General features: G+C 36.0%; 17 protein-coding genes. 3 read left to right on the top strand and 14 right to left on the bottom strand.

Annotation, left to right across the window (positions count from 1 at the left end):
- Nucleotides 1–271 precede the first annotated feature (271 nt).
- From secDF to ACUTSE_RS03340, 9 genes are all read right to left on the bottom strand, one after another.
- A complete protein-coding gene (secDF, locus tag ACUTSE_RS03300; RefSeq protein WP_445639228.1) occupies nucleotides 272–3,268 on the bottom strand; it encodes a protein translocase subunit SecDF in 2,997 nt (998 codons plus the stop codon).
- Nucleotides 3,269–3,408: 140 nt separating this feature from the next.
- On the bottom strand, nucleotides 3,409–4,344 hold the full coding sequence (locus ACUTSE_RS03305) for a malate dehydrogenase (RefSeq protein ID WP_002985617.1): 936 nt from the start codon (nucleotides 4,342–4,344) through the stop codon (nucleotides 3,409–3,411).
- 82 nt (nucleotides 4,345–4,426) lie between these two features.
- Nucleotides 4,427–6,367 carry a DNA topoisomerase (ATP-hydrolyzing) subunit B gene (gene gyrB, locus ACUTSE_RS03310; protein WP_445639229.1) on the bottom strand — a complete coding sequence of 647 codons (1,941 nt, stop codon included), beginning with the start codon at nucleotides 6,365–6,367 and terminating at the stop codon, nucleotides 4,427–4,429.
- Nucleotides 6,368–6,620: 253 nt separating this feature from the next.
- Nucleotides 6,621–7,070, bottom strand: a complete 450-nt coding sequence (locus tag ACUTSE_RS03315) for a hypothetical protein (protein ID WP_002985625.1) — start codon at nucleotides 7,068–7,070, stop codon at nucleotides 6,621–6,623.
- A 152-nt stretch (nucleotides 7,071–7,222) separates the two neighbouring features.
- Entirely contained in the window at nucleotides 7,223–9,019 is a 1,797-nt protein-coding gene (locus ACUTSE_RS03320; RefSeq protein WP_445639230.1) for a TonB-dependent receptor, read from the bottom strand.
- Between the two features lie 25 nt (nucleotides 9,020–9,044).
- Entirely contained in the window at nucleotides 9,045–12,068 is a 3,024-nt protein-coding gene (locus ACUTSE_RS03325; protein ID WP_445639231.1) for a tetratricopeptide repeat protein, read from the bottom strand.
- Between the two features lie 324 nt (nucleotides 12,069–12,392).
- The gene (locus tag ACUTSE_RS03330; protein ID WP_445639232.1) at nucleotides 12,393–13,661 is read right to left on the bottom strand and encodes an acetyl-CoA hydrolase/transferase family protein; all 1,269 of its coding nucleotides are present in this window, start codon (nucleotides 13,659–13,661) and stop codon (nucleotides 12,393–12,395) included.
- Between the two features lie 113 nt (nucleotides 13,662–13,774).
- The gene (locus ACUTSE_RS03335; protein WP_445639233.1) at nucleotides 13,775–14,173 is read right to left on the bottom strand and encodes a DUF3995 domain-containing protein; all 399 of its coding nucleotides are present in this window, start codon (nucleotides 14,171–14,173) and stop codon (nucleotides 13,775–13,777) included.
- Nucleotides 14,174–14,231: 58 nt separating this feature from the next.
- The gene (locus tag ACUTSE_RS03340) at nucleotides 14,232–14,795 is read right to left on the bottom strand and encodes a Crp/Fnr family transcriptional regulator (protein ID WP_445639234.1); all 564 of its coding nucleotides are present in this window, start codon (nucleotides 14,793–14,795) and stop codon (nucleotides 14,232–14,234) included.
- Nucleotides 14,796–14,961: 166 nt separating this feature from the next.
- On the opposite strand from ACUTSE_RS03340, the gene ACUTSE_RS03345 reads away from it, so the two are divergent.
- From ACUTSE_RS03345 to pheT, 3 genes are all read left to right on the top strand, one after another.
- Nucleotides 14,962–17,136 (top strand): endonuclease MutS2, encoded by a 2,175-nt coding sequence (locus tag ACUTSE_RS03345; RefSeq protein WP_002985638.1) that lies wholly within the window; start codon nucleotides 14,962–14,964, stop codon nucleotides 17,134–17,136.
- A complete protein-coding gene (locus ACUTSE_RS03350; protein ID WP_002985640.1) occupies nucleotides 17,133–17,549 on the top strand; it encodes a thiol-disulfide oxidoreductase DCC family protein in 417 nt (138 codons plus the stop codon). Before ACUTSE_RS03345 ends, ACUTSE_RS03350 begins: the two co-directional genes overlap by 4 nt.
- Nucleotides 17,550–17,643: 94 nt before the next feature.
- Nucleotides 17,644–20,079 (top strand): phenylalanine--tRNA ligase subunit beta, encoded by a 2,436-nt coding sequence (gene pheT, locus ACUTSE_RS03355; RefSeq protein ID WP_445639235.1) that lies wholly within the window; start codon nucleotides 17,644–17,646, stop codon nucleotides 20,077–20,079.
- 136 nt (nucleotides 20,080–20,215) lie between these two features.
- Here the strand turns inward: pheT and sucD are convergent, their stop codons facing one another.
- The 5 genes from sucD to ACUTSE_RS03380 all read right to left on the bottom strand — a co-directional run bounded on the left by sucD (nucleotide 20,216) and on the right by ACUTSE_RS03380 (nucleotide 24,977).
- Entirely contained in the window at nucleotides 20,216–21,088 is an 873-nt protein-coding gene (sucD, locus tag ACUTSE_RS03360; RefSeq protein WP_445639236.1) for a succinate--CoA ligase subunit alpha, read from the bottom strand.
- Nucleotides 21,089–21,233: 145 nt separating this feature from the next.
- Complete coding sequence (locus ACUTSE_RS03365; protein ID WP_002985646.1) at nucleotides 21,234–22,175, bottom strand: UDP-3-O-(3-hydroxymyristoyl)glucosamine N-acyltransferase; 942 nt, start codon at nucleotides 22,173–22,175, stop codon at nucleotides 21,234–21,236.
- Nucleotides 22,176–22,199: 24 nt separating this feature from the next.
- Nucleotides 22,200–22,766: an elongation factor P gene (gene efp, locus ACUTSE_RS03370; protein ID WP_002985648.1), complete on the bottom strand. Its 567-nt coding sequence runs from the start codon at nucleotides 22,764–22,766 to the stop codon at nucleotides 22,200–22,202.
- 22 nt (nucleotides 22,767–22,788) lie between these two features.
- A complete protein-coding gene (gene lpxA, locus ACUTSE_RS03375; protein ID WP_002985650.1) occupies nucleotides 22,789–23,574 on the bottom strand; it encodes an acyl-ACP--UDP-N-acetylglucosamine O-acyltransferase in 786 nt (261 codons plus the stop codon).
- A gap of 11 nt (nucleotides 23,575–23,585) precedes the next feature.
- Entirely contained in the window at nucleotides 23,586–24,977 is a 1,392-nt protein-coding gene (locus ACUTSE_RS03380; protein ID WP_002985652.1) for a bifunctional UDP-3-O-[3-hydroxymyristoyl] N-acetylglucosamine deacetylase/3-hydroxyacyl-ACP dehydratase, read from the bottom strand.
- Between the last annotated feature and the right edge of the window lie 5 nt (nucleotides 24,978–24,982).

Genomic DNA, 24,982 nt, shown 5'->3' on the forward strand with positions numbered 1-24,982 from the left:
ATTGGATCTATACGGTTACTATTAATTCCATTCGCAGGTAGAGAAGAATCTATCATCCTTATTCAACCAACTTTCTTTTTCGTGTATCAAAAATACAACAATTAAAAATAATTAACACATTTTTTTTGCGCAAACCCCTATAAATAGTTAGCTCAAGGAGGTTTATTAGTCTAGATATGCCCTCTAATTTTCCATTTTTGCCCCTTATCCGCAAAAAAAAAACACCCTACTTGACGTAGAGTGTTTTCTTTTTATAGATTGAAGCTAGCTATTATGCTTTTTCAACAGCTAATTCTTCTTGAGCTTCTTGGTGTAATCTTTCGATTTCTTCTTTATCTTTTCTAGGCATTGTATCAACTAATACAGGCGTAGCTAAGAATAGAGATGAATAAGTACCTACAATAATACCAATCAACATAGCAAAGATAAATCCGCGGATTGAATCTCCACCAAAGATGAACATGATTAATAATACAAAGATTAAAGTCAATGAAGTATTAATTGTTCTTGATAATGTTGTATTCACTGAATCGTTTACAATCTTATTGAAATCTCCTTTTGTTTTACCAGCGATAAATTCACGTACACGGTCAAATACAATTACAGTATCGTTCATCGAGTAACCAATTACAGTTAAGATTGCTGCAATAAAGTGTTGATCGATTTCCATGTGCCAAGGCATAAATTTGTAAGTCAACGAGTAAACTCCTAATACAAAGATTACGTCGTGCGCAACAGATACAATAGCACCTAATGAATACTGCCATTTACGGAATGAAATTACTAAGTAAACGAAGATAGCAGCCATTGAACCTAAAACAGCCCAATATGCGTTTTGTTTCACGTCTTTTGCAACACTTGGTCCGATTTTAGAAGCTTGAATAACTCCGTAAACTTTTCCTTCTGTAGCATTAACGAACTCTTCGTATGTAATATCTTTTGCATAGTAAGGTTTCAATCCTTTGTATAACAATTCGTTTACTTCTTGGTCAACTGTAGCACCTTCTTCTTCTACTTTGTATTTCGTAGTAATTTTTAACTGCTCTTTGTTACCAAAAACTTTAGCCTCAACGTTTACTCCGAATACCTCTCCTAATTTTTCACTTACATCATTAGCAGAAACTTCTTTGTCAAATTTCACTTGGAACGTTCTACCTCCAACGAAATCCGTTCCTTCATCAAATCCATTGATAAAGAATGAAGCAAAAGAAACAACAACAATTACAGCTGAAAGACCGTACGTTGCTTTCTTCATTTTCAAGAAGTCAAAGTTGAAGTTTGTAAACCAGTTTTTCGTGATATTCGTTGCAAACATTAATGTTCTTCCAGCTTTCACATCTCTATCCATGAAGATACGAGCGATGAAAATAGAAGTAAATAATGAAGTAGCGATACCAATTAATAAAGTAGTTGCGAATCCTTTGATAGGTCCTGATCCGAAAGCGAATAAGATAACCCCTGTAAGGATGTGCGTTACGTTAGCATCTACGATTGGACGCATAGCACCATGCCAGCTGTATGATTCTTTGATTGTATCCGCCAAACTCATACCCTTTCGCAAACATTCTTTCGCACGTTCGGAAATAATAATATTCGCATCTACTGCAGTACCCATGGTCAATACGATACCAGCAATACCAGGCAATGTCAATACAGCACCTAAACTTGCTAAAATACCAAACATGAACAATAAGTTAGCTAATAACGCAATATTTGCGTACCAACCTGCTCTACCATAGTAGAATGCCATCCATAACCAAACAACGATTAAACCAGCGATTGCAGATAACATACCTGCATCAATAGCTTGTTGTCCTAATGATGGTCCTACGATTTCAGATTGAACGATATCCGCACCTGCAGGTAATTTACCAGCACGTAAGATATTCGCTAAATCTTTTGCATCAGCAACAGAGAAGTCACCAGAAATAGATGATCTACCACCAGAGATTGCTCCGTTAGTAACACCAGGAGCAGAATACACCACGTTATCTAAAACGATTGCGATATTCGAACGCTCAGCAAATGCTTTTCCTGTTAATTCTTCCCAGATTTTAGCTCCTTTTGGGCTCATTGTCATACCAACAACTGGACGACCAAAGTTATCGTACTCATCTTGTGCACCTGTTACAACACTTCCACTTAAAGGAGGAACTCCTTCGCGGTTTGTTTTCAATGCATATAACTCAACGATATCTGGTGCCTTTTTACTTGGTTTACCCCAAACAAAACGAGCGTATTTTTGATCAGCTGGCAATAAGTTTCTAACGTCTTGACGTTTTAATAAACCATTTACCTTTACTGTATCTTTTGTTTGAACATATCCTAAAATAGGACTTCCTTGCTGTCCACCTCCAACGAATAAGCTGAATAAAGGACCTAATTCTTGCAATTGATCCGTCTCAGTAGAATCAGCTTTGATTCCACCTAATAATGCATCAACATCTGTTTTTGTTGAATCTTGAACTTGTTCAGTTTCTTTTGTTTCAGGTTTAGCCGCTTTATCCGTTGATTTTAAGTACTCATTAGCAGAAGCTAAGTAGTTTCCAATTTCTTCAACTTTATACGTTTCCCAAAACTCTAATTGAGCAGTACTTTGTAAAAGATTCTTGATACGATCTACATCTTTTGCACCTGGCAATTCAACTAAAATACGTCCTGTATCACCAAGCATCTGAATATTCGGTTGTGAAACACCAAATTTGTCAATACGCTCTCTGAATACGCGGTACGCACTCTCAATAGATTCTTTTACTTTTTTGTCTAAGATAGCCTTTACTTGGTTATCTGACATACCTACTGTAATCTCACTTAAATTTCTGTTTGCAAAAATATCTCCAGAAGCTAATTTCACGCTACCTTTTGATTCTTTTTCAAAAGCAGCATAAAACGCATCAAGGTAACTTTGATTACCTTGTCTCATTGCCTCAGCCTCTGCCAATGCTTTATTAAAAACAGCATTTTTTGAATTATTCGCTAATCCTTTAAGGATGTCTTTGATTGAGATTTGTAACGTAACGTTAATACCTCCCTCTAAATCCAAACCTTTGTTGATTTGTTTAGCTCTTACTTCATTAAATGTCTGTCCTAAAAAAACTGTTTGATTACCAATAGAGTCTAAATAGTGTAATTCTTTCTCAGAATCCCCGTTAGCAAAAGCTTTCGCTTTGTCCTCATAATGGCCTGTAACAAAGGTGAAAGACAACTGATAAATACTTACCAGAGCAAAAATTATTGCAAAAAATTTAACAAGTCCCTTGTTTTGCATTATTACTAAAAATTAATTAATTATTTTTTTAAAACGAGCAAATATAAAATATGATGCTAGATTAACCAATTCTTTTAGCAAGTTTATCGCTAAAAAAATAAGGATTTCCATTTCTATTTGCTCGACATGTTATAATTATTTTATGAAAGTATATTGTGAAGTTCTTTATTTACCTCCTTAATAGCTTCCGCACTCTTACGAAATTCGTCTTTTTCTTCTTTATTTAAAGTAACATCAACGATTTTTTCAATTCCGTTTTTTCCGATAATACAAGGAACACCAATAAAAATATTTTGTTCACCATATTCCCCTTCCAATAAAGTTGAACAAGGTATTAATTTTTTTCTATCGTGCAAGATACTATCTACTAAATGTGCAACTGCTGCTCCTGGTGCATACCAAGCGGATGTACCTAAAAGCTTCGTCAATGTCGCTCCACCAACCATCGTTTGTTTTACCACTTCTTGTTGATCAGCTTCTGAAAGCAACTGTGTAACAGGAATTCCTTTATACGTCGCTAAACGAATAAGCGGAATCATGGTTGTATCACCATGTCCACCAATCACCATTCCTTCGATATCCGCTACGGGTTTATCTAATTTCTGGCTTAAGAAATACTTGAAACGAGCTGAGTCCAAAGCGCCTCCCATTCCAATAATTCTATTCTTAGCTAAACCTGATATTTTCAAGGCAGCCAAAGCCATAGTATCCATTGGATTGGTCACAATAACAAAAATCGCATTAGGCGAAACTGTCAATGCATTTTCCATCACACTTTTCACAATTGCGGTGTTTGTTCCAATTAATTCTTCACGTGTCATCCCCGGTTTTCTTGGAATTCCGGAAGTAATCACAACAACATCACTGTTTACAGTACGGGCATACTGTTTTGTTACCCCTTTGACTACGGTGTCAAATCCTGAGTTAGCAGCGCATTGCATGATATCCATCGCTTTACCTTCAGCTAATCCTTCAGCAATATCTACGAGTACTACCTCGCTTGCTATTTGCCTAAATGCGATAACTTCAGCGCATGTTGCACCAACGTTACCTGCTCCAATTACAGATACTTTCATAATTAAATGGCTTTTAAAGTTTTCGTTAAACAAAAAAAGGTCAATGCAAATATGCTTGACCTTTTATTATAGATATTTTTAATTAAGCATCGATTTTCGCGTACGTTGCATTTTTCTCAATAAAGTCTCTACGTGGTGGAACTTCATCCCCCATCAACATTGAGAAAACCAAATCGGCTTCTTTTAAATCGTCAATTCTAACTTGTCTTAAGATACGGTGTTCAGGATTCATTGTAGTTTCCCACAATTGTTCTGCATTCATCTCTCCAAGACCTTTGTATCGTTGTACACTTGATCCATTCCCCATCTCTTCCATTAAATCAATACGCTCTTCATCGCTCCAAGCATAAACTTTACGCTGTCCTTTTTTCACCATATACAACGGTGGTGTTGCGATAAATACGTGTCCATTCTCAATCAATCCTCTCATATAACGGAAGAAGAAAGTCAAAATAAGCGTTGCAATGTGGCTACCGTCCACGTCGGCATCACACATAATCACTACTTTATGGTAACGCAGTTTTTCAAGATTTAAGGCTTTACTATCTTCTTCTGTTCCAATAGTAACCCCTAAAGCAGTAAAGATATTTTTAATCTCCTCACTTTCGAATACTTTGTGTCCCATTGCTTTTTCAACGTTCAAAATCTTACCACGCAAGGGTAAAATTGCTTGAAAATTACGATCACGTCCTTGTTTGGCAGTTCCACCCGCCGAGTCACCCTCGACAAGGAATACCTCACATTTGGTTGGATCTTGCTCAGAACAATCCGATAATTTACCTGGAAGACCTCCTCCAGTCATTACCGTTTTACGCTGAACCATTTCACGTGCTTTTTTTGCAGCATGTCTAGCTTGTGCAGCTAAGATTACTTTTTGCACGATGATTTTTGCATCATTTGGATTTTCCTCTAAGTAATTCTCCAACATTTCAGCAACAGCTTGACTCACTGGAGAAACAACTTCTCTGTTCCCCAATTTAGTTTTTGTCTGACCTTCGAATTGTGGTTCCATTACCTTCACAGAGATAATAGCGGTTAATCCCTCACGGAAATCATCCCCACTAATTTCAAATTTCAACTTATCTAACAATCCAGAAGCATCTGCATACTTTTTCAACGTACGAGTTAATCCCATACGGAAACCTTGTAAATGTGTACCTCCTTCATGTGTATTAATATTATTTACATACGAATAGATATTCTCTGAATACGTATCATTATACACTAAAGCAACCTCAACTGGAACATCTCCTTTGTCTGATTCCATCCAGATTACTTCATTGATAATAGGCGTACGGTTTCCATCTAAAAACTTGATAAATTCTTTCAATCCTTCTTTAGAAAAGAAAACCTCACTTTTTTGCTGTCCTTTCTCATCTACTTCACGTGCATCCGTCAAAGTGATAGTCAATCCTTTGTTCAAGAAAGCTAACTCACGTAAACGAGACGCTAATGTATCATACGAGTATTCTAATGTTTGTGTAAAGATGGTCGGATCGGGTTTAAACATTACAGTTGTCCCTCTCTTATCCGTTTCACCAATAACTTTTACTGGAAATAAAGCTTTACCTTTTGAATATTCTTGTTCATAGATTTTTCCATCGCGGTAAACAGTTGCTCTCAATAAATCAGATAACGCGTTCACACACGATACCCCTACCCCGTGTAAACCTCCAGATACCTTGTATGAATCTTTATCGAACTTTCCTCCTGCACCAATTTTGGTCATTACTACCTCTAAAGCAGATACTCCTTCTTTTTTGTGAATATCAACGGGAATACCACGACCATTATCTTCAACAGAAATCGAGTTGTCTTCGTTAATAACTACATTAATGGTATCACAATGTCCCGCTAATGCCTCATCAATAGAGTTATCTACTACCTCATATACAAGGTGGTGTAATCCGCGCACTCCTACATCTCCAATATACATGGAAGGACGCATTCTTACGTGCTCCATTCCTTCTAGTGCCTGAATACTATCGGCTGAATAATTTCCCTTATTTACTTCTTGGCTCATAATAATTTTCTAAAATAAGTAACGTACAAATATAGCTTTTTTTAAACAATTTATCAACTTCTCTTCTCCTTATCTCAACGTTTTTCGTATTTAATTTAAACATTTCTAACAAAAAACGGAAGGTCTCAAATTACAATAATATTCCATCTTTTCACAAAAAAGTTCTACTTTATTTTTTGCTGTATTGATTCAAAAAAAAACAGGTGTAAACTTTCGCTTACACCTGTTTTATTTATCAATCTAATTCTTTTTTTTACTCTAAAAAATTAACCGTAAAATCACAATTATTAAAAGAAAATGAATCGTGTAATTTACGTCCCAACAATGCTTTCGCAATGGGTGCATCCATAGAAACACCTAAAACTGATACGTCGTCTACGGATACTTTCGGCAAGGCAGCAGCCAAAAATAAATAAACTGTATTGACTTTTACAATGCTTCCAAACTCTACGATATCTGAGTTTTTATGCTCATCTACTCGCTTGACAACCTCTCTTAGATCAAGGCTCTCTTTAATTTTTTTGGCAATATTTTCTTGCTCTAAATGCATCATAGACAAAGCTGTTTCGTGTTTATCCCCTGCAGAGCTTTTTGCATCTGTTTGAGCATCCACCGCTAAATCTTCGACAATACCTCGGAGGGCATCAATCTTATCATCTAATCGCTGTAAAAATGTAGCCTTTAATTCTTGTTTTAGTGTCATTTCTAATTTCTTAAATACCTTATAGGTTCTGTTTTGCTGTTTGAGCAACAAAAGTAGTCCAATAAACTATGAAAAAAAATTAAAAATTGAGAATAAAACGGCTTTAAACTAAAAAAATATGATTTTTAACAATATTTAAGTCGCAATTATTCTCAAAAATCGAATTTATAAATAGCTCCACCCATTACCTGTATACCTTGAGATTTGAAGCTTCCCCACTGATTATACGTTTCATTTAACAGGTTATTTCCCTTTAAAAATACGGTCCAATTTTTCGTTGGTCTATACCCTACTTTTAAGTTCAAATCTGCATATCCATCAACTTTTCTCACTACATCCGCTACATTTCCACCATCTAATGAAGAATCTTGGTTAACAAACATATCTTTTCGCTCTCCGACATACTGTAAATCCATTCCTGCAAACCATTGCTCTGTAAAGTTAATCAAGGCATCTGCACCCACTCTTATTTTAGGTAATCCCCAAGCTTCTGCTGTATTCGTATCATAGTGGTTGTATTCTCCATGAACACCTAAAAGCAAGGTATTGTCAATATCAAAACGCAATTCCCCAAACAAACGAAGCGTTTCTACCTCAGCATAAGCCACATTAAAAGCATTGCCATATAAATACCCTAAACGTTTTGTATTTGATGAATAAGGAGTAGAAACAAATAATGCTTTGTCATTTTCCTTTAAATAAGAAGCTTTAATATTATACGAAATCGTATGATCTAATTTTCCTTTCATCCCCACGTGAAAATCATAGGTCTTATCTGTTGGTAAAAGCATCGCTTCTGGTGATACAAATGGATTTTGATCAACGAAATCTTTAAATGAATTTTGCGTCAAACGTCCGTCAATCCCAGCATAAGCAATTACAATATTCGGCACTAAGTTATAAGAAGCCTTTACTTGTGGGTAAAATTTAAAACTATTATCTGAACTTCCTCCTACTTTACCATTGTTGTAGTATAAACCTACCCCTAATTGTACGAAGTAATCATCTCCTTTTAAAACAACACTAGGCTCTGCACCGAAATTAAAATGCTTATCACTTACTTTTTGCGTCGCAATAGCAGTATTAGCATGGTCCCAACCTTGGTCCGTTAAAAAGTTTTGTTTTCTATAATCTGAACTCACATAATCCACAACCAAGTTCAACTTACCAATGATTCCTTCATCAAATGTCGTTTCCACTCTTGGTTTGAATACAAAGCGGTTTTCAGCACGATCAAAATCATCACTAAAGTTGTTGTAATACACATCCACTCCTTTGATTGGTAAATCTTCAAAAGATACAGATCCATCAAAATAGAACGATTTATACTTTTGTTTTGGGTTGATGCTAACTATAGTACTCTGAGGAATCAGATCGCCCATTTCCTCTTGAGGTAAACCATACCAGTTCAACGTTTGATAAGAACCTCCTACCTCTGTGTTCCATCCTATTTTCTTTTTCTGTCCAGAAAAATTAACACCTGCTTTCGTTTTAGAAAAATCATCATCTAACAACAAGTTCTTAATTCCCCCTTGAGAAGAAAAATGGTTTACGAATCCAGCAATATAACTATCCGGGTCGATTTGACTACTCAAAAACAATTCTCCATTGATATTCGTATAATTACCAATAGCAAATAAGGCATAGTTATCAAAACGCTCTAAATTGCGCTTTGCTTCTACTTTTGCTGCTTCTCCTTTTGTAGGTACAAAGGTAGACGCTACCGGAAAAGAAGTAATCGTATAAACAACCTCTTTCTTTTTCCCTTTAACATCTTCGTCTAAATTAGGCATTTCTCTCACTTTGAATGCCTCCGAAACAGTCGCATCATAACGTCTTACTACGTCCACAACTTCTGTTCCTAAATCACTTTTATTTTTATCTTGAGCAACCGCTGCACCAACGAACAATACACTTGATACAAAGGTTAATATTTTTATCTGCTTCATAATTACTTTCTAATTCGATTAAACCTTACTGTACTACAGATGAATTGCTTTTCGCTTCTTGGCCCTTAATGGTGTTCAATTCTTGTTGTGCTTCTGCAACAACATCCGAAAATTCTCCAAAATTCTTAATTACACTATCCAAGATATACGTCGCTTGATACGCATCTTTTAAGCTATAGAAGTTTTTCGCCATCAATACCAATCCTTTTGCCCCGTAATACTTATAGGCTGAATAGTCTTTCGCTAATTTTTGAACGCTCTCATTAGAAGCATCGAACTTGTTGTCCATACGCTTAAAGAACGCATCATAATACAAGGCCTCAGCCGCTAATTCCCCTTTGGCAATTTTAGCTACATCTGCATATCCTTTTTTCGCCTTGTCGTATTGTTTATTTGCAAAAGCTGTTCTCGCAATAATAATTTGCGCATCACTCTTAACCTTATCGTCTATTTTTGCCATTTTCAATACCTGCTCAGCATAATCTAAAGCGTTGGTATAATCTTCTTCTTGATAATAAAGCTTCATCAAATTCGACTTCGCAAAAACTTTATTTTGTTCTTGAGCAGCCTCATTTTCCAATCGGCTTAACATCAATAAAGCCTGGTCAGTATCTTTATCTTTCAAGTATATTTCAGCCAAACGCGATAAACTCACTTCCACATATTCATTTTTGTTGCCTTCAACAACTGCTAAATAATGGGTTTGTGCTTTTTTCGAATTATTTGCTGCAAAATACATTTGCCCTAAATAAAAATGAGCTTGTAACGCTTTTAATCCTTTTGGATATGCAGCTAAATATTTCTCAAAACCAGCAATTGCTGCTTGCGTATTATTTTGCATATACTGTTTCTCCGCAGACTCATACGTATCCTTATCTAACTCCAAGTCACTTACACTTACAAATGACAAGCCTTTAACCCAAGCCCCGTATTCATCTACCTTTCCTTGATCTACATAAACCAATCGAGCATTTTGTACCGCCTCAATCGCTTCTGCACTAGTAGGGTATTTTGCGACAACCTCTTTAAATTTAACCAATGCCTCATCTGGTCTATTCGCGTTATAGTGAATTAAACCTTGGCGCAATAAGGCCTTAGAAGCATAAGAGCTTTTCGGGAAATTTTTCAATAATTGATCAAAAATAGGCGTTGCTTTTTGTGGTTGTTGCATCACAACATACGTCATCCCTAATTCATATAAAGCATTGTCTGCTAAACTTGATTTCGAATAATCTTTAGTAAAAGCAATTAAATCATCTGCTTTTTTCTGTAAACGATCTACGAATCCATAAGCCAATGCTTTTTGAAAACGCGCATACTCGACATCTACCTTATTAGCTTCAATCACTTTATTATATGACTCCATAGCAGCCCAATAACTACCCTCTACAAATTGACTATCCCCTAAACGAAGGTAAGCATCAACACGTCTTGCCTCATCTTTTGGCGCTGTTGCAATAAAACTCTGAAACTGCTTTGCTGCATTGCTATAATCCTTCTGCTTGAAGTACGTATATCCTAAACCGTAGTTTACATTTTTGTATTCATTGGTATTTTTAGCTTGTGGGCTACCTAAAAAGCTCACATAAGAGGATATAGCTTCAGAAAATTTATTCAACGCATAATTAGACTCTGCTTGCCAATAATAAGCACGAGCTGTAAACACTCCATCTTGACGCTCTACTAAAGATTTAGTAAACATAGCTAAAGCCTCGTCGTACTTTCCTTCTGCAAACAATTCTAATCCGCGGTAAAACGTTACCTTTTGGTAGGCTTCTTTATTTGCCGTTGTTTTGTTCTTCTCTAAAAGCACCAAAGCTTCTGAAAAGTTTTTAGAAGTAATATACGAATCGATTAATAAACCTTCCATCTCCTCTTTATAAGGTGAACTTGGGTATTTCTCCATGAATCCGCTAATTACTTTTGGTGCACTTTGGTAAGCATTTCCAATATCATAACTCAACTTCCCGTAATTCAAATAAGCATCTTCTTGAATACTAGCATCAAAACGCATCTCCGAAGCATTTTTAAATGCATTCAAAGCCTGTGTTTTTTTATGCGTATGCAAATAACTTTCTCCTAAGTGGTAGTATGCATTTTGAGCAATCGCATTATCTCCATCGATAATTTTATTGAACTGCTCAATTGCTTTTTCATAGTCTTTCGACTTATAATAGGCATATCCTAATTGATAGTAATCCGTATTATTCCACTTGCCGTTTTTCCCTTTATACTCTAATAAATAAGGAAGGGCTTTGTCATATTGTTTGAGGTTAAAGTAACTCTCCCCAATAATCTTTGAAAGTTCTGATTTTTCTTGTGGATTGGATTTATTGATTTGCGATAAACCATCAGCAATCGCTTGCTCAAAATTCCCTGTTTTGAAATTCATATCCGCTTGGAAGTACCCCATTTTCTCTTTGTACTTTTCCTTGCTTTCTACTTTTTCAAACAGCTTTTTCGCATCATCAAAATTATCGGTATCGTAAGCGATATACCCTAAATAATAGGTTGCTTGCTCTCCCCACTCACCATTTTGACTTACTTTTTCTAAGTATTTCTTCGCCTCTTTTCTGTTCTTCATGTAAAAAGAACTATATCCTTTTTCAAAGAAGAATCGATCAGCTACTTTTTCTGTTTCGATTACGTGATCTTTTACTTTAGCTGCATAATGAGCTGCCTTTGCAAATTGACCTCTAGTGAAATAGTAGTCTGTTGCTTCGATATACGCAATATTTTGCTTGGAACTCGTTGGGTAATTAGCAACAAAATCATCAATTTTGTTTTCCGCACCACTTTGATCCAATCGAATAGCACAATTGGCGATATAATACGCACAATCCGCTTCTATTTCTTTATTCTCTGAACTATTTTCTTTCTTTATTTTATCAAACAATAGTTGGGCTGCTAAATACTCTTGTTCATTATACAGCGCTACTGCATGATTAAACGTTGCATAAGGACCTGTATATACAGCTGTTTGCTGTGCATAAAGGCTCATACTACCCACTAGTGCAGCTATACAAGCCAACCTATTAATTCTACGCATTGATTTTCTATTTATTTTAGTGTCAAATATAACGATTTATACCCTTTTTAAACAGTATACCTTTATATTTTATTGTACAAAAAACCAACTTAATCTTAAAATTATGGGTTAAAATCTAAAAAAAATATTTTCCATTTCTCATACAACTATACACAAATCCCTCAAAACCAACACAAACCCGAATACAGTCTAAAAAAAAGGAGCGAATGGTTATTCGCTCCTTCTATTCTATCGCTATTTTTTTCCCTCTGAACAGGCAAATGACCATTTGCCTCTTAGCAGGATGATGTGCTATTTTTAACTCCAGTTAGATCTTATTCAGTCTTACGATTTCAAATTATCGAAATACGCTTTCAAAATTTCTTCTCTAAAGTCTGGATGGGCAATTTCAGCCATCGCTGCTACCCTTTGTTTGAGTGTTTTACCGTACAAATCAGCTACTCCATATTCCGTAACGATATATTGTGCGTGTGCACGTGTTGTAACAACTCCAGCACCTTGACGCAAGAACGGAACAATTCGATTATGCCCTTGGTTACTCGTAGAAGCTAAAGCAATAATTGCTTTTCCTCCTTCACTCAAAGAAGCCCCACGAACAAAGTCCATTTGACCTCCTACTCCAGAGTACATGCGATGCCCTATAGAGTCCGCACAAATTTGCCCTGTTAAATCCACCTCAATAGCCGAGTTAATCGCCACTACTTTTGGATTCTTGCGAATAATCGCAGTATCGTTCACATAGCTCGATTCTTTTAGCACAATAAAAGGATTATTATCGACAAAATCATAGAGTTTCTTAGAACCAATTAAGAAAGTAGCTAACGCTCTTCCTTTGGCAATTTTCTTTTTCGAGCAATCAATCACCCCATTTTGGATTAAATCAATCACCCCATCTGAAAACATTTCTGTATGTAGTCCTAAATTTTTATGGTTATTCAATTGAGCCAAAACAGCATTGGGAATAGAGCCAATCCCCATTTGAAGGGTACTTTCATTTTCTATTAAATTAGCCACAAATTTTCCAATTGTCGCTTCTTTTTCTGTAATCACAACCTCTTTAGCCGCATAAATTGGACAATCATAATCCACAGCTAAGTCAATTTTTGAGCTATGCAATACACTATCACCAAATGTACGTGGCATTTGCGGGTTAATTTGTGCAATAACCACTCTTGCTCTTTCCATTGCTGCCACACAAGCTTCTACAGATACCCCAAGCGAACAAAATCCATGCTCATCTGGTGGAGAAACTTGAATTAAAACAACGTCTACTTTTAGTACGCCTTTTCTAAACAACAAAGGAACTTCACTTAAAAAAACTGGGGTATACGATCCGTTACCCGCTGCTAATGTATGACGTACGTTTTTACCAATGAAGAACGAATTGACGTGGAAGCTTTCGGACAATGCAGGATCTGCATAAGGCGCTTCTCCTTCTGTGTGAATATGGCAAAATTCAACATTGCGCAATTCACCAGCTCGATCACTAATCGCTTTGGTTAAAACATTGGGGGTTGCAGCCGCCGCATGGACATAAATTCGATCTCCAGATTGTACAACTTTAGCAGCTTCTTGAGCAGATACATATTTCATAGATTCAGTTTTTCTTATCAGGTTAATTTTTAGCTTTTTAATTCCGAATACAAATTACTGCTTTTTAACAAAGAAAAGAACTGATATTCATCATATCTACCAAAAAACTCAAACTATTGCCAAAAAAACAAGAAAAAATGACTTAAACTCAAATATATACAAATGGGAATAAAAATGGTTGCATCTTTCTGAGCAAAAGGAGTATTTTTTACTTTTTTACCAAGTCCAACGTATTTAAAATCCCCAATAACACGCAATCCGAACAAGAGGCCAATCCAAAAATACGCCCAGGGTCCAATCGCTAAAAAACCTAAATTTAGAATTGCCGCAGCAAACAAGCAACAAGCCACGAGTAAAGTCCCTCCTTTTCTAGGTTGAAAAACAGGCTCTCCTGTGGTTGTACTAGGAATGGCAAATTGCGTTCCCCAAAGACCGCCGAATACCCAAAACAGGTGTACTCCTCCTAATAAAAGAAAGACTACTGCATTTATCCCTTGAATACCTTCTATCATCACGTTTAGTTTATTGTGAACTGCAAAACTAATGCATCAGCAAAAAAGGTACATTCACTTAAGTTAACTCTTCGTTTTTATTGATGCGCTTTTTTAATCGAGAGAGCGATTGCGGTTGAATTCCGATATAGCTGGCAATATGTTTCTGCGCCACTACATCCAAAATTTCAGGCTGTTTCATCAGCAAATAGGTATAACGCTGCTCAATGGTGTAAAAAAGTAAAAAGTCGATGCGCTCTTTTGCGGATAAGAAAATAGCATCCGACATTAATCTTCCTATTTTTTGCCAATAAAAAGAGGATTCATATAGCTCAAACAACTCTTTTTTTCGAATGAGCAAAACTTTCGTATCCACAAGAGCTTCAATCTCCATGGTAGAAGCTTGTCCTGAAAGCAACCCTTCATAATGCGTAAAAATATCGTGTGTTAAAGAAAAGGAAAACGAAATATCTTTTCCTTCTGCATCGAGATAAAACATACGCAAGGCTCCTTCCTCTACTCGACCCACATATTCACATACCTCGCCGATACGCAGAAGAGATTCCCCTTTTTTGAATTCTCTTTCCATCACAACATCGTGCAATGCTTCTAAAATCTCATCTACCCAAACCGTATTTTTCATCTGTTTTCTTTTACTGCTATCTCCGCTTTATTTCTTGCCTATCAAAGGTAAACTATTCTATTCCATTCCCTCCTTTGCACGGCGAATTACCGCGTATCTTTATCGCTCTTCTCTCTTTTTTTACATAAATAAGTAGTATTTTTGCTAGATAATCTCATTGTAACACATGACATCGATTAATACAAAGACTTTACAAGATTTAGAATTTAATACCGTTTTAACTTTCGTTTCCAATCTCTGTGTGACAGAAAGCGGAAAAGAATTGGCCATGGAAATTGTTCCGTACAAAACAAAAGAACAAACTTTACATGCCCTCCAACAAACCTCAGAATATTTAGCTTCTTTTACCAATAACAACGTTATTCCTAATCATTATTTTGAAGGGATTGACTATGAACTGAAATTCTTAGGCATTGAAGACAGCTTCCTAGAAGTAAGTAGTTTTAAAAAGATATATAACCTAACAGAGACAACGAGTAATTTAATCACCTATTTCAAAAAATTCAGTGATTATTATCCGTATCTCTCTTCAGATACCGCTACCCTAACCTTAGAAAAGAGCATTTTAAAAGAAATTGAAAATGTATTGGATAAATATGGGGAGATTAAAGACAATGCTTCAGTAGATTTATTATCGATCCGCAAGAGCATTAATTTGGTTCGCGGTAAGATTAACCAGAGTTTTGGTTATGCCTTATCTCAATACAACAGCGCGGGATATCTTGATGATATTCGAGAAACTATTGTAGACAACCGACGTGTATTAGCGGTAATAGCTATGCACCGTCGAAAAGTTAAGGGAAGTGTTTTAGGGCAGTCCAAAACGGGAAGTATCATTTACATTGAACCAGAAGCGACCTTGCATTTTTCGAGAGAGCTCAACAATTTAGAATACGAAGAACGCGAAGAAATCGTTCGCATTTTAAAAACGCTAACCAATAGCATTCGTCCTTTCAGAACATTATTGTTGGAGTATACCCAATATTTGAGCTTACTTGACATTACGGCAGGAAAGGCAAAATATGCACTAAAGATCAATGGCTTACTTCCTGAAATACGCGAAGAAAAGAGTCTGTATTTCAGAGAAGCTTACCACCCTATTTTGTGGTTAAACAACAAAGAAAAGAGAAAGGTTACGCATCCGCAGACGATTCAATTGGAACAAGACAGTCGAATCATTGTGATTTCAGGACCGAATGCAGGAGGAAAAAGTATCACATTAAAAACTGTTGGATTACTACAGCTGATGTTGCAATCGGGATTATTAATTCCGGTACACGAACGCAGTCATACATTTTTATTTGATCGCATCTTAACGGATATTGGTGATAATCAATCAATTGAAAATCATTTAAGCACATACAGCTATCGATTAAAAAATATGAATTATTTTTTGAAGAAATGTAATTCAAATACCTTATTTTTAATAGATGAATTCGGAACAGGATCTGATCCAGAATTAGGAGGTGCATTAGCCGAAGTTTTCTTAGAAGAATTCTATGATCGAGAGGCTTATGGTATCATTACCACCCACTATACGAATTTAAAGATCTTAGCTGATCAATTGCCAGATGCAACCAATGCTAATATGCTTTTTGACGAAAAGTCGTTAGAACCCCTGTACAAATTGAATATCGGTCAAGCAGGTAGTTCCTTTACTTTTGAAGTCGCACAAAAGAATGGTATTCCTTTTAGTTTAATCAACCGAGCAAAGAAGAAAGTAGAAACGGAAAAAGTTCGCTTCGACAAAACCATTGCCAATTTACAGAAGGAAAGACACAAACTGGAACGCACCTCTCAAAATCTAAAAGAAGAAGAAACAAAGGCAAGAGAAGAAAGCAAAAAATTAGAGGGCATCAATGCGAAGGTTCAGGATAAGCTGGAACGTTACCAGGAATTATATGATTCCAACCAACGTTTGGTTTATCTCGGTCAGAAATTAGATGACTTATCCGAAAAATACTTCAACAACAAGAGCAAAAAGACCCTATTTAGTGAATTGCTCAAAGTAGTTGAAATTGAAAACTCCAAGCGCAAAAAAGTTACCCTTCAGGAGAAAAAGAAAAAAGAGACAGAACAAAAGGCTTTACTCCAAGAAGTAGAGAAAAAAGTAGAAGTTATTCGCAAGGAGAAGAAAGAGAAAAAAGAGATTCAAAAACAGCAAGAAGAGAGCAATAAGACGAAATTCCCACTAAAAGTTGGTGATCGTGTTAGAATGCTTGAAGGAAGAGCTGTTGGAACGATTGACAGTATTGAAAAGAAAACCGCTACGGTGAATTATGGTTTCTTTACGTCAAAAGTAAACATAGATCAACTTGAAATGGTAGAGCGTAAAAAATGATAGAAGAACTCCCTAAAAACAAAAAAATTGTTCTTTTTGACGGCGTATGCAACCTATGTGACAATGTAGTCAAAAAGGTGATTGCCGCAGATCGACAAGATCAATTCCGATTTACCTCATTGGATTCGGAATTGGGCCAACAAATTCTACAGCAAATTGGTGTAGATCGCGCACAAACAGACAGTATTGTACTATACATACCTGGAGAAGCTTATTATGTCAAGTCACAAGCTGCATTGATGATTGCCAAATATCTTGGTGGTTGGCATTCACTATTGACAATTTTTCTGATTTTACCTACCAAATTGGCTGATTCGCTTTATGATTATATAGCAAAAAATCGCTACAAATGGTACGGGAAAAAAGATCAATGTATGATTCCCAGTGAGTCAATCCGAAAAAAGTTCTTATAATAATACGAACTTTAGATTTTAAATATTAACACCAAATTTATTTCACTTAAACTAAGGCAATCCGTATATTTGCCTACAATAAAATTATTTTCGAATGCATATTTCATACAATTGGTTAAAGCAATTCATTAAGTTAGACATCACGCCAGAAGAAACATCAGAAATTCTTACGGATTTAGGTCTTGAGGTTGAGGGAATTACTCAATATGAAAGCTTAAAAGGAGGTTTAAGAGGAGTTGTTGTAGGACATGTATTATCTTGCAGTAAACACCCCAATGCAGATAAACTAAATGTTACAAAAGTTGATTTAGGAACGGGGGAACCTGTACAAATCGTTTGTGGTGCTCCAAACGTAGCTGCTGGACAGAAAGTACCAGTTGCAACTATTGGCACAGAGTTGTACGATGCTGAAGGAAATGCATTTCAAATTAAAAAAGGTAAAATCAGAGGAGAAGATAGCTTCGGAATGATTTGTTCTGCTGTTGAATTAGGCATCGGAACAGATGGAAGTGGAATCTTAGTTTTAGATGAGTCTATTGCTCCTGGAACTCCTGCTGCTACGATCTTCAATATTACAACAGATCAAGTTTTTGAAATCGGACTTACACCAAACCGTTCTGATGCAATGAGCCACTGGGGCGTTGCGAGAGATTTGCGTGCAGGTCTTTTACAAAATCCAAAAATAGAAACTCCACACAAAGAATTAATTACACCTGCTGTAAGTAAATTCAAAGTAGAGCGAAGAACCCTTAAAATGGATGTAATCGTTGATGATTACAAAAAAGCGCCGCGCTATTGCGGGGTTACCATTTCCGGAATTGAAGTAAAATCTTCTCCAGAATGGTTACAAAATCGCTTAAAAGCTATTGGTATTACACCTAAAAACAACATTGTAGACGTAACAAACTACGTATTACACGACTTAGGGCAGCCCTTACATGCTTTTGACGCAGCTAAAATCAAAGGAAGTAAAGTTATTGTAAAAACAGTAGCTGAAGGAACCAAATTCGTTACTTTAGACGGTGTAGAACGCACCTTACATCAAGACGATTTGATGATTTGTGACGAAAATGGACCAATGTGTATCGCTGGTGTATTTGGTGGATTAAAATCGGCCGTTTCAGAAAACACAACAACTATTTTCTTAGAAAGTGCATACTTCAACCCAGTTAGCGTTAGAAAAACAGCAAAAAGACATAGTTTAAATACTGATTCATCTTTCCGTTTTGAAAGAGGAATTGACCCATCTATTACAGAATACGCATTAAAACATGCGGCTCTATTAATTCAAAGTGTAGCTGGTGGTGAAATTACATCGGATATCGTTGACTTATACCCTAAGAAAGTAGAAGATCATTCGGTATTCTTGAATTTCAATAACATCAACCGCATCTTAGGAGAAGATATCTCTAAAGAAACAATCAAAACGATTTTAGTTTCGCTAGATATCAAAGTACACAGCATGTCTGATGTTGGATTGGGAATTACAGTTCCTGCTTATCGAGCAGATGTAACAAGAGAAATTGACGTTATAGAAGAAATCCTACGTGTGTATGGATACAACAACATTAGCTTCTCTTCAAAATTAAACGCAACAATCTCCAATAGTTCAAGAACAGAAGATCACCGCGTTCAAAATATCATCGCAAATCAATTAGTTGCTCAAGGATTCCACGAAATCATGAACAATTCATTGACTACGCCTGAGTATAGCAATCTAACAGAAAGTATCAACAAGAGCTATCAAGTAGATATCGTAAACCCATTAAGTGCAGATTTATCTGTAATGAGACAATCTTTATTGTTTGGTGGTTTAGAGTCTATTTCTTACAATATCAATAGAAAAAACAGCGATTTACGTTTATTCGAATTTGGTAAAACATACCACAAGATGTTGAATAACTTTGAAGAGAATAAACACTTTGCTCTATTTGTAACGGGTAATAGTGCTCCAGCTTCATGGAACTCTCAACAAAAACCAAGCGACTTCTTCGAATTCAAAGGGTATATCTTGAGTATCTTAAGCCGATTAGGCTTAACGAAGTTCACAACACAACCAACAGAAAACGACGTGTTTTCAGAAGGGATTACTTATTTCGTAGGGAAAGAGGCAATTGTTGACTTTGGAGTCCTTAAAAAGGCTATAACAAAGCAATTTGATATCAAACAAGAGGTTAGCTACGCTGATTTCAAATGGGATGCAATCTTAAAATTAGTAAGCAGCAAAATCAAATTTACAGATTTGAATAAATTCCCAACGGTAAAAAGAGATTACGCTTTACTATTGGATGAAAAAGTAACCTTCGATGAAATCTTCAATATCGTTAAACAAGTAGATAAAGCCATCATTAAAGATGTTACGTTATTTGACGTTTACCAAGGCGATAAGATTGAAGACGGTAAGAAATCCTATGCGATTTCAATCTTAATGGAAGACAGTACTAAAACACTTACTGAAAGCCAGATTGAGAAGATTATGGGTAAAATTCAATACCAATTAGAAAATAATATAGGAGCTCAATTGAGATAATAAAAAAAGCGGTCATATGACCGCTTTTTTTTGGTTTACAGTTGATATGACAGTTTACGGTTAACAGTAAACCATCAACTGTAAACAAAAAAAGCCCCATCAAAAGATGGGGCTTTTTTTATATTTGAACCTAGGACTAATCTAAAACTTCTTTTACTTTTTTCCCGATTTCAGCAGGAGAATCAACAACGTGAATTCCGCACTCACTCATGATTCTTTTCTTAGCAGCAGCTGTATCATCTGCTCCACCTACAATAGCACCAGCGTGTCCCATTGTTCTTCCTTTAGGTGCAGTTTCTCCAGCGATGAATCCGATAACTGGTTTTTTGTTCCCATTTTCTTTGATCCATCTTGCAGCATCAGCTTCTAACTGTCCTCCGATTTCACCAATCATGATGATTGCTTCTGTTTCAGGGTCAGCCATTAATAATTGTACAGCTTCTTTTGTTGTAGTTCCAATGATTGGATCTCCACCAATTCCGATTGCTGTAGTAATTCCTAAACCTTCTTTTACTACTTGGTCAGCAGCTTCGTAAGTTAAAGTACCTGATTTAGAAACGATTCCTACAGTTCCTTTTTTGAATACGAAACCTGGCATAATACCAACTTTAGCTTCACCTGGAGTGATAACTCCTGGACAGTTTGGTCCTACTAATCTACAGTCTCTTGTTTTAATGTAGTCATAAGCTTTAATCATATCCGCTACTGGAATACCTTCAGTAATACAAATAATTACTTTGATACCAGCGTCTGCAGCTTCCATAATAGCGTCTGCAGCGAATGCAGGTGGTACAAAAATGATAGATGTATCTGCACCTACTTTTTCAACAGCATCTGATACTGTATTGAATACTGGACGATCTAAATGACTTGTTCCACCTTTTCCTGGAGTTACACCACCTACAACGTTTGTTCCATATTCAATCATCTGAGAAGCATGAAAAGTACCTTCGCTTCCAGTAAATCCTTGAACGATTATTTTTGAATCTTTATTTACTAAAACACTCATGATCTTGTTTTTAATTTATTTTTAAAACTTACTTCCTACAAAAATAAACAATTCTAATCAGCTTTAAAACTTTTTAGGTGCAATCTTCGTTAAATAAGCCTTAACAATTATCGATTAATTATCTATTCTTTTCCTCTACTTCTAGTTATTTCTCTAATCTCTTTAGATCTTCTAAAATAGATGGTATTTTTTTCATATTAGCCATTTGTTTTAGCTTTTCTCTCGACTCTTCTGCAGGATATCCAAAGTAGACTTTTCCTCCTTCTAAGCTCTTAGAAACACCTGATTGCGCTAAAACAACCGCTTTTGTACCAATGGTAATTCCACTTGTTGTACCTACTTGCCCCCAAAGCGTTACCTCATCTTCAATCACAACACATCCTGCAATTCCTGTTTGAGCAGCAATTAAACAACGTACACCAATAACGGTGTCGTGTCCAATATGTACTTGATTGTCAATTTTAGCCCCTTCTTTGATGGTTGTATCCCCTGTTACACCGCGATCGATTGTACAAGCTGCTCCAATACCAACGTTATCTTCAATCACGACTCTACCACAAGAAATCAATGGATCAAATCCTTCTGGTCTCTTTTTGTAATAGAATGCATCTGCTCCTAAGATCGTACCTGCGTGAATAACTACGTTATCCCCAATTACTGTACCATCGTAGATGACAACATTTGGATGAATCAAACAGTTTTTTCCAATCACCACATTGTTTCCAACAAAAGTTCCTGGTTGAATTACTGTACCCTCGCCAATCACTGCATCTTTTGCTTGCAATTGCGTAGCAGGTTTGAATGGATTGAAATAAGTTGACAACTTATTAAAATCTCTAAATGGATCGTCAGAGATCAATAAAGCTTTCCCTTCTGGGCATTCCACATCCTTGTTAATTAGGACAATGGTTGCATTAGAATTTAAGGCTTTATCATAGTATTTAGGGTGATCCACAAATACTATTTCTCCTTCTTGTACTACGTGAATTTCATTCATCCCGTAAACCGGAAAATCTGCTGACCCTACGAATTTACAGCCGATAATTTCGGCTATCGTTTGTAAATCTTGAACTTTTGAAAAACGCATCTTCTCTTCTTAGACTATTATAGACTATTCTTTGATACGCTCGATATAAGAACCTGTAGCTGTATCGATTTTAATTTTATCTCCTTCGTTGATAAATAAAGGTACGTTTACAGAAGCTCCTGTTTCAACTGTTGCTGGTTTAGTAGCATTCGTTGCAGTATTTCCTTTTACACCTGGCTCAGCATATGTTACTTCTAAAATTACAGAAGCTGGCATATCCACAGCAAGTGGTAAATCTGTATCAGTATTAATTTGAACCATTACCATTTCTCCTTCTTTCAATAATTCTGGAGCATCTAAAATATCTTTTAGTAAAGTAATTTGTTCGTAAGATTCAACATTCATGAAATGAAACTGATCTCCTTCTGGGTATAAGTATTGAAATTTATGTGTTTCGACACGTACTGTCTCAATTTTATGACCAGCAGAAAATGTATTTTCTAATACTTTTCCGTTTGTCAAACTCTTCATTTTTGTTCTAACAAATGCAGGTCCTTTTCCTGGTTTAACGTGTAAGAATTCTATAATCTTGTAAATGTCATTGTTATGACGGATACACAAACCATTTCTAATATCTGAAGTTGTTGCCATTTTTTAAGTCTTTATTTTATTATTAATACATTCCTGAATATCCACGCATAATTCCTCTTGAACTATTGCGAACAAACATAAGAATCTCATCTCTTTCTGGAGTTGCTTCCATTTCAGTTTCTATAATCTCTAGTGCTTGACTTGTGTTATAGTTCTTTTGAAATAAAATTCTGTAGATTTCTTGAATCTCTCTAATTTTTTCGGGTTCATACCCTCTTCTACGTAAACCAACAGAGTTGATTCCGGCATAAGAGATTGGCTCTCTTGCTGCTTTGATATAAGGAGGTACATCTTTACGAACTAAAGTACCACCTGTTACAAAAGAATGTGACCCAATGGTACAGAATTGGTGAACAGCAACTAATCCCGCTAACACAACAAAGTCTCCCACTGTCACGTGTCCAGCTAAAGTACTTGAGTTAGAGAAGATACAATTATCTCCAACAATACAATCATGCGCAATGTGGCTATACGCTTGAATCAAGCAATTTTGTCCAATTACTGTTTTATATCTATCTCTTGTTCCTCTGTTAATCGTAACACACTCACGAATCGTTGTGTTATCTCCGATTTCAACAGTAGTTACTTCACCTTCAAATTTTAAATCTTGTGGTTCAGCAGAAATTACAGCACCAGGAAAAATTTTACAATTTCTTCCAATACGAGCGCCTTCCATGATAGTTACATTAGAACCAATCCAAGTTCCCTCGCCAATTTCCACATTATTATGAATCGTAGTAAATGGTTCTATTACGACATTTCTAGCTATTTTTGCTCCTGGATGAACATATGCTAAAGGCTGATTCATACTATTTATATTTAATTTTTAACTTTTGATATTTGAGCCATTAGCTCAGCCTCTGCTACTAATTTTCCATTAGCATAGGCATAACCTTGCATATGACATATTCCACGGCGAATAGGCGTAATTAATTCTAATTTAAAAATTAAAGTATCCCCAGGGGCAACTTTATTTTTAAATTTCACATTATCCATTTTCATGAAATACGTTAAATAATTTTCTGGATCTGGAACAGTACTTAAGATTAAAATTCCTCCTGATTGAGCCATTGCCTCGCAAATTAATACACCTGGCATAACTGGCGCTCCTGGGAAGTGTCCAACGAAGAAAGACTCATTCATTGTTACATTTTTCAATCCAACCACATGCGTTTTCGACATCTCTAAAATCTTATCTACCAATAAGAACGGAGGTCTATGTGGTAAAAATTCCATGATTTTAACGATATCCATCAAAGGTTCTTGATGTAAATCATAGGTAGGTACTTGGTTGCGCTTTTCGTTGCGAATAATCTTCGACATTTTTTTAGCGAAACCTGTATTGATAGCATGTCCTGGTTTATTAGCAATTACTTTTCCTCGAATACGAGTACCGATTAAAGCTAAATCTCCAATTACATCTAATAATTTATGTCTTGCTGCTTCGTTTGGATAATGCAAAGTTAAGTTATCTAAAACCCCATTTGGTTTTACACTAATCTCTTCTTTACCAAAAGCTTTTTTCAAATGTCCCATCGTTTCTGGAGAAATCTCTTTATCCACATAAACGATAGCATTATTTAAATCGCCTCCTTTAATTAATCCATTTGCTAGCAAAGCTTCTAATTCATGTAAAAAGCTAAATGTACGTGCTTCAGAAATTTCCACTTTAAAATCATTCATATCTTTTAAAGTAGCATTCTGTGTACCTAAAACTTTTGTACCGAAATCAACCATCGTTGTTACTTGGTAACTATCCGCTGGCATTACAATGATTTCACTACCTGTTGCTTCATCTACATAAGAGATTACTTCTTTTACGATGTACTCCTCTCTTTCTGCATCTTGTTCAACAACACCCGCTTTTTCAACGGCTTCAACAAAATACTTAGATGATCCATCCATGATAGGTGGTTCAGATGCATTCAACTCAACAATCACGTTATCAAGGTCGCACCCTACGAAAGCCGCTAATACGTGTTCCGTCGTTTGAACACGAACTCCTTTTTTCTCTAAGTTTGTCCCGCGTTGTGTATTAACAACATAATTTGCATCTGCTTCAATAACTGGATGCCCTTCTAAATCCACTCTGACAAAAGTAAACCCATTGTTAATTGGCGCAGGTTTTAACGTCATGATAACATTTTGACCTGTGTGTAATCCAACTCCTTCTAAGGTAACTTCACTTTGGATGGTTTTTTGCTTAACCATAATAA

The sequence above is a fragment of the Myroides sp. TSA_177.3 genome, from assembly GCF_052691955.1.

Bases quoted from the DNA above. Each gene is read 5' to 3' on its own strand.
- efp (WP_002985648.1), bottom strand. From the start codon at position 22,766: ATGGCAACAACTTCAGATATTAGAAATGGTTTGTGTATCCGTCATAAC.
- ACUTSE_RS03335 (WP_445639233.1), bottom strand. From the start codon at position 14,173: ATGATAGAAGGTATTCAAGGGATAAATGCAGTAGTCTTTCTTTTATTA.
- ACUTSE_RS03365 (WP_002985646.1), bottom strand. From the start codon at position 22,175: ATGCGTTTTTCAAAAGTTCAAGATTTACAAACGATAGCCGAAATTATC.
- ACUTSE_RS03305 (WP_002985617.1), bottom strand. From the start codon at position 4,344: ATGAAAGTATCTGTAATTGGAGCAGGTAACGTTGGTGCAACATGCGCT.
- ACUTSE_RS03345 (WP_002985638.1), top strand. From the start codon at position 14,962: ATGACATCGATTAATACAAAGACTTTACAAGATTTAGAATTTAATACC.
- ACUTSE_RS03340 (WP_445639234.1), bottom strand. From the start codon at position 14,795: ATGAAAAATACGGTTTGGGTAGATGAGATTTTAGAAGCATTGCACGAT.
- ACUTSE_RS03380 (WP_002985652.1), bottom strand. From the start codon at position 24,977: ATGGTTAAGCAAAAAACCATCCAAAGTGAAGTTACCTTAGAAGGAGTT.
- ACUTSE_RS03350 (WP_002985640.1), top strand. From the start codon at position 17,133: ATGATAGAAGAACTCCCTAAAAACAAAAAAATTGTTCTTTTTGACGGC.
- ACUTSE_RS03325 (WP_445639231.1), bottom strand. From the start codon at position 12,068: ATGCGTAGAATTAATAGGTTGGCTTGTATAGCTGCACTAGTGGGTAGT.
- ACUTSE_RS03315 (WP_002985625.1), bottom strand. From the start codon at position 7,070: ATGACACTAAAACAAGAATTAAAGGCTACATTTTTACAGCGATTAGAT.
- lpxA (WP_002985650.1), bottom strand. From the start codon at position 23,574: ATGAATCAGCCTTTAGCATATGTTCATCCAGGAGCAAAAATAGCTAGA.
- ACUTSE_RS03320 (WP_445639230.1), bottom strand. From the start codon at position 9,019: ATGAAGCAGATAAAAATATTAACCTTTGTATCAAGTGTATTGTTCGTT.
- pheT (WP_445639235.1), top strand. From the start codon at position 17,644: ATGCATATTTCATACAATTGGTTAAAGCAATTCATTAAGTTAGACATC.
- ACUTSE_RS03330 (WP_445639232.1), bottom strand. From the start codon at position 13,661: ATGAAATATGTATCTGCTCAAGAAGCTGCTAAAGTTGTACAATCTGGA.
- sucD (WP_445639236.1), bottom strand. From the start codon at position 21,088: ATGAGTGTTTTAGTAAATAAAGATTCAAAAATAATCGTTCAAGGATTT.
- secDF (WP_445639228.1), bottom strand. From the start codon at position 3,268: ATGCAAAACAAGGGACTTGTTAAATTTTTTGCAATAATTTTTGCTCTG.
- gyrB (WP_445639229.1), bottom strand. From the start codon at position 6,367: ATGAGCCAAGAAGTAAATAAGGGAAATTATTCAGCCGATAGTATTCAG.